The 14,915-nt window shown below is 42.7% G+C and carries 14 protein-coding genes; all 14 read right to left on the bottom strand.

The window, feature by feature from the left end; translation table 11 throughout:
• Positions 1-20: 20 nt before the first annotated feature.
• Positions 21-1,049 (bottom strand): flagellar motor switch protein FliM, encoded by a 1,029-nt coding sequence (fliM, locus tag BM736_RS08685; RefSeq protein ID WP_076410935.1) that lies wholly within the window; start codon positions 1,047-1,049, stop codon positions 21-23.
• A gap of 111 nt (positions 1,050-1,160) precedes the next feature.
• Positions 1,161-1,682, bottom strand: coding sequence for a flagellar basal body-associated protein FliL (gene fliL / locus BM736_RS08680; RefSeq protein ID WP_076410933.1), 522 nt, complete (start codon positions 1,680-1,682; stop codon positions 1,161-1,163).
• A 105-nt stretch (positions 1,683-1,787) separates the two neighbouring features.
• A complete protein-coding gene (locus BM736_RS08675) occupies positions 1,788-3,416 on the bottom strand; it encodes a flagellar hook-length control protein FliK (protein WP_076410931.1) in 1,629 nt (542 codons plus the stop codon).
• A gap of 154 nt (positions 3,417-3,570) precedes the next feature.
• Positions 3,571-4,017: a flagellar export protein FliJ gene (gene fliJ / locus BM736_RS08670; RefSeq protein ID WP_076410929.1), complete on the bottom strand. Its 447-nt coding sequence runs from the start codon at positions 4,015-4,017 to the stop codon at positions 3,571-3,573.
• A gap of 41 nt (positions 4,018-4,058) precedes the next feature.
• Positions 4,059-5,399 carry a flagellar protein export ATPase FliI gene (gene fliI / locus BM736_RS08665; protein ID WP_076410927.1) on the bottom strand — a complete coding sequence of 447 codons (1,341 nt, stop codon included), beginning with the start codon at positions 5,397-5,399 and terminating at the stop codon, positions 4,059-4,061.
• Positions 5,368-6,429, bottom strand: coding sequence for a flagellar assembly protein FliH (gene fliH / locus BM736_RS08660; RefSeq protein ID WP_076410925.1), 1,062 nt, complete (start codon positions 6,427-6,429; stop codon positions 5,368-5,370). Before fliH ends, fliI begins: the two co-directional genes overlap by 32 nt.
• On the bottom strand, positions 6,429-7,466 hold the full coding sequence (gene fliG, locus BM736_RS08655; RefSeq protein ID WP_076410923.1) for a flagellar motor switch protein FliG: 1,038 nt from the start codon (positions 7,464-7,466) through the stop codon (positions 6,429-6,431). The genes fliH and fliG overlap by 1 nt, the downstream gene beginning before the upstream one ends.
• Entirely contained in the window at positions 7,456-9,162 is a 1,707-nt protein-coding gene (gene fliF / locus BM736_RS08650) for a flagellar basal-body MS-ring/collar protein FliF (protein WP_076410921.1), read from the bottom strand. Before fliF ends, fliG begins: the two co-directional genes overlap by 11 nt.
• 70 nt (positions 9,163-9,232) lie before the next feature.
• Positions 9,233-9,589, bottom strand: a complete 357-nt coding sequence (fliE, locus tag BM736_RS08645; RefSeq protein WP_076411174.1) for a flagellar hook-basal body complex protein FliE — start codon at positions 9,587-9,589, stop codon at positions 9,233-9,235.
• A gap of 234 nt (positions 9,590-9,823) precedes the next feature.
• Positions 9,824-11,185 carry a sigma-54 dependent transcriptional regulator gene (locus BM736_RS08640; protein ID WP_076410919.1) on the bottom strand — a complete coding sequence of 454 codons (1,362 nt, stop codon included), beginning with the start codon at positions 11,183-11,185 and terminating at the stop codon, positions 9,824-9,826.
• Positions 11,178-12,296, bottom strand: a complete 1,119-nt coding sequence (locus BM736_RS08635) for a PAS domain-containing sensor histidine kinase (protein WP_076410917.1) — start codon at positions 12,294-12,296, stop codon at positions 11,178-11,180. Before BM736_RS08635 ends, BM736_RS08640 begins: the two co-directional genes overlap by 8 nt.
• Before the next feature lie 138 nt (positions 12,297-12,434).
• Positions 12,435-13,868 carry a sigma-54-dependent Fis family transcriptional regulator gene (locus BM736_RS08630; RefSeq protein WP_076410915.1) on the bottom strand — a complete coding sequence of 478 codons (1,434 nt, stop codon included), beginning with the start codon at positions 13,866-13,868 and terminating at the stop codon, positions 12,435-12,437.
• A 300-nt stretch (positions 13,869-14,168) separates the two neighbouring features.
• The gene (gene fliS, locus BM736_RS08625; protein WP_076410913.1) at positions 14,169-14,579 is read right to left on the bottom strand and encodes a flagellar export chaperone FliS; all 411 of its coding nucleotides are present in this window, start codon (positions 14,577-14,579) and stop codon (positions 14,169-14,171) included.
• Positions 14,580-14,589: 10 nt separating this feature from the next.
• The gene (locus tag BM736_RS08620) at positions 14,590-14,910 is read right to left on the bottom strand and encodes a hypothetical protein (protein WP_076410911.1); all 321 of its coding nucleotides are present in this window, start codon (positions 14,908-14,910) and stop codon (positions 14,590-14,592) included.
• Positions 14,911-14,915: the final 5 nt, after the last annotated feature.

The raw sequence follows: 14,915 nt of genomic DNA, 5'->3' as shown, positions 1-14,915 counted from the left end.
ATTCCATACCTAAGCGTTTTCTATAGCTCTGATATTTCCCTGCTCTTTCCCTTTCTCGTCACTAGCTGCAGTTCAGATTTTACCGTTTCAGGTCTAGGGATCTTCTCCGAAACGCGCAGAGCTAAATTATCCCTGGTCTTACCTAATTTACATCTATATGTAGGCAGGTCTTCAACACGTAAAACGATATGCTCAGGCAGTTCGACAGGTATGATATCGCCGGCTTTAAACTCCATTACATCTTTTAGGGTGATCTCCTGCTCTACGACAGTAGCATCTAAGCCTACATCGATATCCATGATCTCATCTTTGAGGGCTTGGGACCACCTCATGTCAGTATCTTGAGTATCACTTTGGACACCAGCATCTAATAGCTCACGAATAGGCTCTATCATCGAATAGGGCATAGTGATATGAAAGTCACCACCTCCCCCATCGACTTCGATATGAAAAGAGCTTACGACGACCACCTCTGTAGGGCTGACAATATTCGCCATCGCAGGGTTAACTTCTGAGTCTAGGTAATCAAACTCTACATCCATCACCGGCGCCCAAGCATCTTTGTAATCTTCAAAGATGATTTTCAATAGAAGTTGAACAATTCGCCGCTCGGTAGGAGTGAATTCACGCCCTTCAATTTTGGCATGAAAGCGCCCATCTCCACCAAAAAAGTTATCAACAAGAATGAAAACTAACCGTGCTTCCATAGTGATCAACGCAGTACCTTTAAGGGGACTGAAGCGAACCATATTTAGGCTTGTTGGTACAAATAGGGTGTGAACATACTCACCAAATTTAAGCATTTGGACGCCATTAATAGACACCTCAGCCGCTCTTCGCATCATGTTAAACATACTTATGCGTAAGTGACGAGCAAAACGCTCGTTAACAATCTCAAGCGTTGGCATTCGCCCACGAACAATACGATCTTGAGAAGAGAAGTCATAAGAGCGGGCGTCTATCCCGCCCTCTTCAACATCATCCTCTTCAACGTCATCTACACCATGTAATAACGCGTCAATTTCGTCTTGGCTTAATAGATCACTCACAATAATGCCTTTTTAACAAGAAGTTGGAGGGCTATAAATACAGTCAAAGCACATTTAATCAATTTTACACTCACAGAAAACATTCACATATTTCGACAGTTTTACTATTTATTACTGCATGACAAAGCCGGTAAAGAGTACTTTTTCGACCACTTTTCTGCCAGTCACAGGCAGTAGCGTATTTTGTACATTTAGTAGTGCCAGTTGACGCATCTCATCTTTGCCAGCCAGCGAGCTTAATTTTTGAACATCTGCGCTACTAAAGGTTGTTAGCAACGCATCTTCAATTAGGGGGATATGTTTTTTGATAAGCACATCATCATCTGAACCTCGAACCATCAGCTGGACTTTAATTTCAACCAACCTCGAACGATTGGCTCCAGGCAAGTTGAAGAGAAAAGGTCTAGGCATACCAACATAAAATGCCTCACCGACATTAACGGCCTCCTCAGTTTCGACGCTGCCATCATCAGTAACAGTACTTTCGCTACTATCACTAGAGCCAAGAAAAAACCATAGCGCTCCCGCAATAACCAATACCAGTACTAAGCCAATGACGCCAAAAATAATCAGTTTCTTTTTACTTTTAGGCTCTTCATTTTCTTCAAGCTCTAGAGACTCTTCTTCAGCCATTTGCGCTTCCTTTTAAGGCATCCTTCTCACATATCTTTACCAATAATAGGTTAAGATTAAGCGAGGTCTACAATTAACAATCTCATTTTGCTATAGATTACCCTCTTATGCATAATAATCTATACCTGAGCGATAACTTGTTGCTTGATTTGAGCTTAATAGTGAATCATCTGCGGATAATTCATCCAGTTCAGCATCATAACTGTCTTGAGAATGCTCTGAACTTCCCCCCTCCCCTTGATCTTTGCCTGAGTCTTGTTGAGACACATGACTGTCGGTCAATTGCATCCCTTGCTCAGCTAACATATCTTTTAATCTTGGAAGCGCTTGTTCGACAATATCTCGAGTCTGATGTTGAGCAACTTGGAACTGAACTTGAGTTTGATCGCCTTGAACTTGAATTCTCACCCTGACCTGACCTAACTCTGGTGGATCGAGTCTGATTTCAGCATGCTGTATTCCTTGACTGACCATAGTAACAAGTTGTTGCTTCATTACAGGAGAGAATCGTTGAATCATATCCTGCATGGTATTTTGTTGCTCATTATGTTGGCGCAATGATAGCTGGAACTGAGGGATTTCAGGCTTAGCATGCGTATTTGCACCAAGAGGTGTGGTTTGAACAACTTTTAAGTCAGATGTTAATGATGAGTCATTTTGAGATGTCCCCTCAAGGCTACTAACCGCAGAGAGTTTAACTGACAAATCTGCGCCTTTTAATTGCTGCTCAGCTTGAATACTTGCAGCCATAGCAAGCTTTGTATTAACTTGAGCCTTCGGTGCTTCTTCAATAATGCTCTTTTCACCCAATATATTAGTAGCTTGCCCCGCTCTCCCTTGCAATGATAAGTCAAGTTGTTGCCCAGGGATCTGCCCTTTAGAGGCATCCTGATGAATGACTTTCCCATCATCAAGTTGAATCGTGGCGCCTTTAGATACTTGCCCTGCTGCCAATGAGGCCTGTGGATTATGCTGTGCTATCGATTCGTTTACCTTTGAAGCATTGGCAGTAGTAACAGAACTTGTAGCTTCAGTCGCTCCAGAGACACTCACTCCGGACAATTGAGCTTGGGTTAATTGCACATTAACCCCTTTTGCCATAGCAATAAGTTCAGTCAACGCTTCAGGGGCAAGTTGAGTTAATTCATCTTCAGTTAAACCTGTTTGCTGAATAAGTGTATTAAGCAGCTCACTATCCATAACCTCACCGGTTTGCGGGTCTAACATCGCGCTTTCATCCAGCTTACCGATGGCTGAACTTTTTGAGTCAGTGGATAAGAGCAATTCATCTGCGGCTAAAGTTTTAGTTTCTAAGTCTAGAGCTTCTAAGTCTAGAATTTCAGCACTAAGGCTATCGGTATCACTATCAAGCGGCAAAGTATCGCCGCTAACTTGCAGCAGCTCTTTATTATCTAGGTCACTGGCTAAATTTATTTGCGCAAGCAAATGGTTCACATCAGCCGTTTTATCTGCTGCTATTTCATCTTTTGATACAAGATCATTAATCTTGGTATCAACGCCCTGCTTAGCAGCAGGCATACCCTCTTTCGAGTTGGTATTTTGAGTATGTTTATTTTCACTAGACTTAGCATTAGCTTGCTCTAAAACTGCTGAAAAATCATCACCTTTAGCGGATTTACTTTCGCTTTTATCGCTTTGTTTAATACCTCCAGTCGACATTTTTTCAGGGGCATTATCTTTACTCGCTAAAAGTACATTTGTCATTTTCTGCATATAGCCTCCAACAAGGCTGTTCGTAAATCAATTTAGAGAAATTAGCTGCATTAGGCTGCGTCAATTTTGTGGCCTAAATACACTGGAACACAAGCTAACTAAATACCGAAGCAATAAAGATGCCAAAACATTTTAAACATCAAGTCTATGGAAGTTAACGGCTGCGCTTACGGTAAAATTGCTGAGATGCAAACTCATCTATCATCTTCTGTTCAAGCCTTGACTCTACTAACTTAGCCTTTTCCGCTTTGTGTTCGAGAAGCAACTCAACGGCTTTGCGCTTTTGTTGCTTCTCTTGCCAGTGACTCTGACGATGCGCTCTTTGATTATCAGCCTCTGATACTGAGGCGATTTGTTTAATTATCGCTTCATCAACTTGCTTCACAAATTGATGAAATTGATGGTAATAACTTGCACTGATATTTTTGCCATGATGGCCTTCCATCTGCTTCATATAATCTAAGCGATAATTACGTAATGCATCTAACTGACCCTGACTTTTTTGCAACGTTAGTTGAGCTGACTTCAGTTGAAGCGCAGCTTGCTCCTCAGCTTCCGTAGCCAGTTTTAACACTGTGATAAGAGGGTCTTGTTTTGCCATTTTTACTCCTGAACTAATAGCGGCTAGACACTAGCATCTAATCATACCTGACACTGGGCACCTAGCTGAGACAGCATAAGCTCACTACTTTCAAAACTGATAGCATCTTTCATCGTCTGCCTTAGAAAGGCGTTCATTGCAGGTTGAAGTCGAATGGCATTGTCAATTCTCGGATCACTGCCTTGGGTATAGGCACCGATGGAGATAAGATCTTTGTTTTGTTGGAACAGAGAATACACCTGCTTGACGCGGCGCATAGACTCTAAATGTTCAGCAGAAATCACCATAGGAGCAACACGGCTTATTGATGCTTCAACATCAATAGCTGGGTAGTGACCTGAATCTGCTAATGTTCTTGAAAGAACAATATGCCCATCAAGAATTGCTCTTGCCGCATCGGCAATGGGATCTTGTAGGTCATCTCCCTCTGTGAGTACAGTATAAAAAGCAGTAATAGAACCTTGCCCTGGCCCACCATTTCCAGCCCTTTCTACGAGCTTAGGAAGCTTTGCAAATACTGATGGCGGGTATCCTTTAGTTGCAGGTGGCTCGCCCACCGCCAGTGCTATCTCTCGCTGAGCTTGGGCATAACGAGTAAGACTATCCATCAGCAATAATACGTTATAACCAAGATCGCGAAAGTACTCAGCAATCCTTGTTGAGGTTTCACAAGCTCTAAGCCTCATCAAGGGAGATGTGTCAGCAGGCGCTGCAACGACGACTGAACGTGCCCGCCCCTCTTCACCTAAAATCTCCTCAATGAACTCTTTCACCTCTCGCCCACGTTCACCGACCAAGCCAACAACAATAATATCTGCGGTAGTACCGCGCGTCATCATGCCTAGTAGCACACTCTTACCCACGCCGGATCCTGCGAACAACCCCATACGCTGACCTTTACCGACTGTCAGCATTGAATTAATGGCTCTAACACCAACATCAAGGGGCTCTGTGATAGCTCGTCTAGCTAATGGATTGATTGAAGCGGAATGCCGTGGCGCTTTTTGTTCAGTTTTAAGGCGACCTAAACCATCAAGGGGTTGACCGTTGCCATCTAAAACCCGGCCTAACAGCGAAAGGCCTACATTTAGCCCTGTTTGTTCACCAAGTGGAGTCACTCGAGCGCCAGGGAGTACTCCCCTTAACTCTTCGATAGGCATTAGGTATAACAGCTCATCATCAAACCCTATCACTTCAGCAATAAGCTCACCTGCTAGCGTTTCTATACTGCATAAACTACCTACTGATGCCCTACATCCCGTCGCCTCAAGTGTTAAACCAACGACACGGACAAGCTGACCGCTTGCCTCAGCGACAAAAGGATGAATTTTTTCCTGTTGTTGGCGAACTTTACTCAGTAGTTGGTTTTGCCGACTGCTCATTTTCATCTACGCCTTCTGCATCATTAACCTGGCTGTCATTAACCTGAGTATCATTAAGCTCAGCATCTTTAAGCTGATCATTATGATAATCATCTGAACTTATAGGAGGTGTCTCAGTTACTTCTGAACTTGTCTGTTCAGGCTCTGGTTGTGCAGTGTCTGATTGTGGCGCTTCACTGGAAGATGATTCATCAGCTGTTGATTTAGTATAAACGTCAGACAATGACTCCTCTTGCTGTAATTGAGTATGAGCCAGGTGCTGATGGTGATGGTTCATCTCATCAAAAACACTATTGATTCTTTGCTCTAGGCGCATATCGACACTGCTTCGCTGACTATGAATAACACAGTCACCCGCAGTTAAACTCGGATCAGCTTCTAATAACCAGCGACTCTTCTCTAATTGCTCTGCAGTGTATAGCTGCTGCACTAATTGGTGATCATCAGGGTGTAATCGAATCGTTATCCCTTGCTCTTTAATCGGCAGGGAATCTACACCTTGCCTTAATGCAGATAAAATATGTTCAGGGTGAGTTTTAATCTCATGACCTATGACCGTACGAGCAAGCATCATAGTTAGCGCAACAAGCTCTTTCTCAATTTCTGTATCTAACAACTCCAGCGGCTTCTCAAATTGTGCGATTAAAGACTCAAAACGAGATATCATTTGTGCAGCTTGCTCTAACCCTTCGGCATGCCCCTGCTCTATCCCCTGCTTAAGCCCCTCTTCATGTCCTTGCTTTAACCCTTCAAGACGCCCACTTTCAATACCAGATTTAATTCCCTCCTCTTTACCTTGAGAGAAACCATCTTGAATCGCTTCATCTCTAATAGCCTCAATTTCAACTAATGTCGGAGGAAGAAAAGAGGGAGCCTCATCTTCTATGGTTTTTTGTAAGGTTTTTCGGCCGAATAAATTCGAAGTATCATCAGCTACAGGCTCTGTAATATCTGGGATCTGCCAATGAGAATAATCGCTAACTTCGACATTTACATCGGCAGAGTCTTGTTCATTATTATCAGGTTTCATTATAAGAACTCTTCACCACCGCCACCGCCTAGCATAATTTCACCACTGTCACTTAAGCGTCTTGCGATAGATAAAATCTCTTTTTGAGCGACTTCCACTTCACTAATTCGAATTGGGCCCATCGCCTCTAAATCATCTCTTAATAGCTCTGCAGCACGTTTAGACATGTTGCCTAATATCTTATCCTTAAGAGCATCGTCGGCTCCCTTCAGTGCCTTCATCAGCACATCTTGTTGAATTTCCCGCAGCAAGACTTGAATACCGATATCGTCAACATCACTAAGATTCTCAAAAACAAACATGAGGTCTTGGATCTGTTGGGCCATCTCTTCATCAGACTCTCTCATGGTTTCCATAAGCTGGCTTTCAACACCTGTGTCGAGATAGTTCATGATGTTTGCCGCAGCTTTTAAGCCACCCATCTTGGCGGCCTGAGCGCCACCCTGTCCAGCAAACTGCTTCTCCATAATGTCATTCAGTTCTTGAAGTGCTGCAGGTTGGACCTCTTCAAGGTTTGCAATGCGCATCATCAGGTCGAGTCGAGTATTTTCTGGAGACTGAGCAAAAATTTCGGCAGCCTGGTCAGGCTCAAGGTATGAAAGTACAATGGTTTGTATCTGTGGGTGCTCGTTTTGGATAATAGTAGAGACTTGGCGTGGATCCATCCATTTCAAGGATTCAAGGCCTTTTGCCCCGCCGCCCATAATGATCTGCTCAATCAAGTTACCCGCTTTATCTTCACCTAAAGCTGCGGTCAACGCCTTTCTAACGAACTCTTCACTATTAAAACCAATCGATGAGTATTTCTGTACTTCATCAAGAAAAAGCTGGTGAACACCAATCACTTTTTCCTGTCCAAAGTCTTGCATAGCAGCCATCGCCATACCCACCTTTTGTACCTGTTTGGGCTCTAGGTGTTTTAAAATAGATGCCGCATCGGCTTCACTCAAACTTAATAGTAAAATAGCCGTTTTTTCAATACCGGTTAACTCATCGATATTACCTGGCTTACCGCCATTATCTGAATTATTGCTCATCTTGTTGTAACCAACCTTTTACTACCTGTGTAGATAACTCAGGTTCATTTGCCACTAGTGCTCGAATAGCTTTAATCATATCATCATCTTTATGAAGATCCGGTATCAAAATTGAACCATCATCAGCATAACTATATTCAGCTTCTGGGCGGTTAAGCATCCCTAATGTGTCCGATGCAAACTGATCTTCAATCTCTGCAAGCTCATCACCAAATTTTGGCTCATCAGGTACATTCACGCTATCTGGATAAATAAGACGCTTTAGCATAGGTCTAACAATAAACAGGATAAGTGCAAGAATGATGATCCCGCCCATACCTAATTTAAGCGCTCGCCAGAACCAAGGCTGCTCCCATAATTCAGGCGCTGGGGCCTCCTCAATGAGTTGATCCATAAAGGGGACGGTCACTACTTCAAGAATATCGCCGCGTTGAGTATTAAAACCAACAGCGCCTTCTAATAAACGGCGAATGTTTGCCAGTTCCTGCTCGGTTCGCGGTACTCGATTAACTTGTCCATCTTCACCTGCTGCACCTGTTTTGAAGTCGACAGCGACTGATACACTGACTCGTCTAACCGTACCTATCTGTTGTCTTGTATGGCTAATGGTCGTATCTAGTTCGAAATTACGTGTCGCTTCTTTATGTGAAGACCCTGATGGGTTACCGCTGCCTTCTGCATCGTTATTCAAAGCATTTTCTGGGATGTTGCTTTCCATTGGAGGCTGGTTTGTCAAAGCACCAGGGATGCCTCCAGTACTGCCACCATTAGAGTTATTCTCTACCGTCATCTCGCTTCTTAGCGCTGGCAGATCTGGGTTAAATCTCTTCGCTGTCTGCTCGACAGCGGTAAAGTCCATAGATACATCGACTTGAGAAGTAAAGTTTTCGGGGCCTAAGATAGGCATCAATATAGACTGAACTTTAGCTCTATATTCAGACTCTTTTTGTTGCACGAGCTCCAGTTCGCGTCTTGCTCTGGCCGATACACCATCTTGGCTGCCAGAGTTGAGTAAACGGCCATTTGAATCAGTTACTGTGACTTTTGTAGGAATTAATCCCTGTACAGCTGATGCAACAATATCGACAATAGAATCAACTTCCTCTTGTCCTAGTCCGCCTCGTCTGGCATTAATCACCACAGTCGCACTTGGTTGAGCACGATTACGAGCAAATACATTTTCCTTAGGTATCGCGAGAATTACTTTTGCGCGGCTAACACTTCTTAGCTCTTCAATTGCTCTGGCTAGGTTTAGCTCTTGACTGTGTTTAAGCCTCGCTTGCTCCATACGCTGGCTCACACCAAAACCACTATCTTGGCTTAAGAAATCATTCTTTGTCGCGGCATTATCGATCCCTTCACGGCTTAAGATCATTTTGACTTCTTGGTACTTATCTTCCGGTACCTTTACGACATTCACATCAATCTGATATTTAATTTTATTTTTATCAAGTACATCTAAAATTTGTACCATCTCCTGAGTATCCATCTTCCCTAATGGTCGATATTCAGGTTCCTGAGCCCATAGCATGATGAATACAGCAAGGGCTAAACAGATAGCTAGCGCAAGGATCATAGTTACTTGACGTAACATATCGACTCCGCCAAACATTCCGCTCCCGCCTGACTTATTCTCTTCTTGAACGCCACCTGCAAGTTGATCACTTGCTAATGTGGACTCAGAACCTACAACCATATCGGTACTCAAAATAGATACTCGCTTATTCTATTAGTTTTTAACTAGGTGCTTAATTTGTTACCTGAAGTTAAACAGGCATACTCATAATTGATTTATAGGCTTCAACGAACTTATTTCTTACCTGAACCGTCGCTTCAAAAGCAACACTGGCTTTCTCTCTCGCTATAACTGTATCGGAAAGAGTAACTCGGGTATCGCCCATGTCTAATCGGCTAGCAAGCGAAGCTGAATTTGATTGTAACTCACCTACAGTACCAATAGCTTGTGAGAGTAGCTCTCCAAACTCACTGCCTGATGTATTGTTAACCTGTTGTGTAATAGGTGAGCTGATCGGAGAGCTAAGACCAGAGCTAAACCCTGATGGCTTAATTTCTCCACTTAGAGATTGCATCTCTTGTAGTAATGAATTGGCTCCAATTTGCATATCTTTCTCCCTATCACACTGGCTAGTGTCGAATAGTTGACGAACATAACTGATAGATATGAACATGCAACATTCCTGCCAAGTAATCAGAATTAGTAGATACTGAAATACTTCAGACTTAAAGAATGGCTGTTAGTACGCTAAGTATGTGCCCACTTAGTGGGCCATAACTAGAAGTAAAAAAGGAAGGTTTTAAAAGAATAGTTTCTAGCAGTTCGAGAAAATTATCTTACGTTATGCGGGGATCTCAATACCTAAATCTCTCATTTTAGCCATTTTATATCTCAGTGTTCTTGCACTGATCCCTAGTTTTTCAGCAACCAATTTTCGACTACCTTGGCACATAGTCAAGGTTTCTAGAATAATCACATGTTCTTGCGCTTTTAGCTCATCACCAAGGGCATCAAGTTCAGCAGGCTTATTCTGAACATTCACCTCAGTCTCTACTGGATCCTGACTCAAAACCACATCATTAGTATCAAGTATAATATCACCGACTGAAATTTTATCACCGCAGTTCATTATCAGGGCTCTTTGAATAACATTGTCTAACTCTCTGACATTACCCGGCCATCGATGAGTCAATAACCTTCGACAAGCACTTTCATCAAGCTCTGGAACTAACGATAACCCAGCAGTCGATGCATGCCTTGCTATTAAATGTCTAGCGAGAGGTAAGATATCAGCGGGTCGTTGATTTAAAGCTGGCCAGGCTAGTGGGAATACATTAATTCTATAATAAAGATCTTCGCGAAATTCACCGGCGGCGACAATCGCTTTTAGATCACGATTAGAGGTCGCTAGTACTCTTATATCTAGCTTTATGCTCTTTCGCCCACCGAGGCGCTCAACTTCTCGCTCCTGTAGAACCCGTAGAAGTTTAGCTTGAAGTCCTAAGTCCATTTCAGAGATCTCATCGAGCAATAGCGTACCACCTTGGGCTTGTTCAAATTTACCAGGACACGCTTGATATGCTCCCGTAAAAGCTCCCTTTTCATAACCAAACAGAGTGGCTTCGAGCATATTTTCAGGGATCGCTGCACAGTTAATGGCAATAAACGGCCCCTGCTCTCTGTTACTGTTCTGATGAATATATCGGGCCAATACCTCTTTACCTGAGCCACTAGGGCCGAGGATCATAACCGAGGCATCAGAACTTGCGACTCTCTGAGCAAGATTTAAAAGCGCCAAACTTTTATCATCGGCAACGATAGGCTTATTTTCAACCGTCTTCGGCTTAACGTACCTCGACACCTGATTTAACAGCACTTCAGGCGCAAAAGGTTTTGCAAGATAATCAACAGCGCCTAATTTTATCGCATTAACTGCATTATCAATCGTTGCATAGGCTGTCATCAATAAAACGGGCAGTTGCACTTGATGTTGTTGCAGATAATTCAGTAATCCAATACCACCAATACCTTCCATTTGAACATCACTGATAACAAGATCGTAAACGCCTTGTTTGAGTTTCATAATGGCATCTTCTGCAGAGCTCACATCATCACATTCGTATTGCGCTAGTAACAAGGTATCTAACAGTGCTTCTCGTAGAGAGTGATCATCTTCAACCAGTAAAATTTTACCTTCAGACATGATTGCCTCCTTTGCTTGTTAAAGCCTCTGTCACTATTGGCTTGGTGCCAGGTTCTGAGGATTTACAATGTAGCTTAGGGAAGATAAGGCTTGCCTTACAGCCTTTACCTTTTTCACATCTTAGTTGTAACTTTCCGCCGTGGTTAGCAACGACAGACTGCACAACGGCAAGTCCTAAACCTGTGCCTTGAGCCTTGGTCGTAAAAAAAGGTTCAAGAACCTTTTGCTGCATCGCTTTATCTAGCCCCTTACCGTTATCAGTGACATCGAGCAGTATCTGGTTGTCGGTCTCTGTAGACTTCAGTTGAACCTGGGTTGCACCAGCCTCAATACTGTTAATGACCAAATTATTAATCGCTGAGCTTAATGAGCTAGTATTGGCAATAAATTCACTTGTTGACTCATCGATGCGGCTTAATTGACAGAGATGCTGCTCAGCGATTGGCTCACAATTTGCCATGACATTGTCAAAAATAGATGAAGCAAGCTGAGCGTCTCCTTGCTCTTGTCCTCTACCATTGGCCATGAGTAGCATATCATTGACTTGATGCTCCAACTCATTGAGCCTATCGACTAATTTACTTTGAAAACGCGTTCTTGATTGTTCTGAAATTTTTGAACTCGCTAAATTAGACGCATAAAGTAAAGCGGCCGTTAGCGGTGTCCGGACTTGATGGGCTAATGTCGCCACCATTTTACCTAACGCAGACAAACGTTGCATATGCGATAGGTTCTTTTGTAATAAACGCGTTTCGGTAAGATCGGTCAATACAATCAATTGACCAGGCTCTGGTGTGAGTGGCGTTATCGCTAACTTAACTCGACGACCATTCTTGAGTGACACTTCATGACCATCATCATCCTGCGGGGAAAAAGCGCGATTAATAATCTGCAACCATTTCAGCCCCTCAAGTGGTAAACCTAAAAGTTCTATGGCCACTGGATTAGCTTCAGTTACAAGACCGTCACCATTAAGAATGATAATACCGGAAGGCATGGCCTGCAGGATATGCTCCATACGGTTAGACATATTTGCAGCAGGTGTTGACTCCAACCATTTAGGAGACCTGTGATGATAACTATTCTGTTTTAGTTGAGGACTAACCGACATACCCGCTCCGTCAAAAAAATACTGCTAACGGAGTAACTGCACGAAGTGTGCCAAGAGGTAAAGTAGGGCTTTAGATGAGAGTTCCTAGGCAATAAGACTTTGAGGCCTTGAAGCCTAGGAATTATACAGGTTTAACAGTTAATCTTTGCCCATGCCATACTTGCGCATTTTTTCTACAAGCGTTGTACGCCTGATACCAAGCATCTCTGCGGCCCTAGCGACAACATTATCTTGCTGTTCAAGCGCTTGCCTGATCATATCAATCTCTAGCTCAGCCAAGAGGTCCTTCAAGTTAACACCTTCTGGCGGAAGTTCACTTGGAAAACGTGTTTCAGGGATCTCAATGGACTCTTCGTCACTAAAGATAGCAGCCAGTGCGTCACGCTCCAACTCCTCTTCACTGATCTCAACAGAGTACTCAGGTACATCTATATGACGATACTTAACGGGCAAGTCATTGACATCGACTAAACCACCTGGGTAAAGGATAGTGAGCCGTTCAACTAAGTTAGATAGCTCTCTAACATTACCAGACCAAACATGTTCTTTGAGAGATTCTATTGCCCGCTGTGTGAAGCGAACCTTACCACGTCCTTCATTATAGACACGGCTGACAAGCTCTTGTAAAAGCAGTGGGATATCATCTTTTCTTTCACATAAAGCAGGCATCTCAATTGGGAATACATTTAGGCGGTAATAGAGATCTTCTCTAAAACCACCATCGGTGATCATCACCTCGAGATCTCTATGAGTAGCTGCAACGACACGAACATCAGCTTTGATTGGTTTACTGCCACCGACGCGCTCAAACACCCGCTCTTGGAGTACACGCAGTAACTTAACTTGCATCTGCAGTGGCATATCACCAATTTCATCAAGAAATAATGTGCCATTTTCAGCAAGTTCAAAACGACCTTTCCTCGCGCTAATCGCACCAGTAAAAGAGCCCTTCTCATGGCCGAATAACTCACTTTCTAACAATTCTGCTGGTATAGCACCGCAGTTAACAGGAATAAAAGGCCCGTCGCGTCTATCAGAAATGTAGTGAATATTTCTTGCCACGACCTCTTTACCCGTACCTGATTGACCGAGTACAAGAACCGTTGCTTCTGAGCTCGCAACTTGGCTTATCAAATGACGAACCTGAGCGATGCCCGTGCTTCGACCTACCATGCTTCTAAACAGCTTGGTTTGATTGGCACTCGTCGGCGTATCAGAACGTTTAGCTTGGCCAAACACCTGACAGAAATGAAGTAGCTCAGTGAGCTGAGGATAATTCAATGGCTCTTCAATATAGCCAAGAATATTAGAAGCAGAAATGCCATCTTGCTCACCAAGTAGCAAAATGGGTTGCCATGGCAGTTTTGCTGCTAAAGCTTGAAATAACTCTTTAGACTGTGAGTCAGCAGCGATAACCAAGGCTCTGAATCGAGTGTTTTTAATTCGCAGTTCAAGTTTATCAATTGCGACTAACTCAACTTGCTCACCTAAAAACTCAAATACACATGATAAGCGATTAATTCGCTCTGACTGGTTACCGACAAGTAGAATTCGTTGATCTGTTTGCATCATTAAAAAAGCCGTAAAGCGCTCGTCATTATTCGCATTAATTATTAGTGTTTGTTGCTTAAAAGCGATGTAGTGTTGCCATTACAATTCTGAACAAAATCACTACCATGAGGAATAGTGTATTATCAGCAAGCTATTAGCAAGTCTCAGATGCACTTTATGCTTAACTGAATTGATATTCTTTCAACTTATTTGATTTTAGCTGAAAAACTCAACGAATCCATAGCGGCTCGTCAATTTATTGACTAGAGCCAAATATTTGGGGCCGCAGCCCCTAAATAGGCTCTACATGATAGTAATTGATTAAACAGCTTCCGTATGAGATGCCATATGATGTTGCTCAATAGGGATTGCATCCCATCCCTCTTTAATCGTTCGTAGGATCTCACAAACATCATCGATCGCTTGAACATCATTATTTAAGTTAGCTTCTGAGATTCGGCGTAACATAAAATCATAAAGATCACTTAAGTTATTCGAAATATCCCCGCCTTCATCCATATTAAGGCTGTTATTTAATCCATTGACAATCCCAACCGCCTTGCCTATGTAAACACCTTTATTCTGTACATCATTATTCTCAATAGCGTAACGGCTCTGTGCAAGCCTTTGTAATGCGCCTTCAAACATCATTTGAATAATTCTGTGAGGAGTTGCAACCGAAATTTCACTTTCGACTGATACTTTACGATATGACTGTAATGATTTTCTCATGATAACCTGCCTATTTCACACCAATTGATTGGTAAACATTGATTTGGCGCTTAGCTTTACTTCCTATGTGTAACAACGCTTGTCTATGACGCAAAATAACTTGTGCTTGTTGCTCAAACTTCTGCGTTAATAGTAATTGCTGTTCTAACATCTGCTTATCTTCAGCTTTTAATGACTGTAAGACTTTATCGAGTAAAACTTGACGCTTTTCAACATAACCAAGCAATTTTTGAACCAACTCATCAGTACCCTCATCCTCTGCAGGGATTTTATCTAAAGTTATTAGACAATTGGTTAATTTTAAATTCAGTTCATCCAGCTCTACTAACATATGTA

Source organism: Shewanella sp. UCD-KL12, from assembly GCF_001957125.1.
Lineage (GTDB): Bacteria > Pseudomonadota > Gammaproteobacteria > Enterobacterales > Shewanellaceae > Shewanella.
The sequence above is the reverse complement of the archived record's forward strand: the minus strand, read 5'-3'. Positions and strand labels throughout refer to the sequence as shown.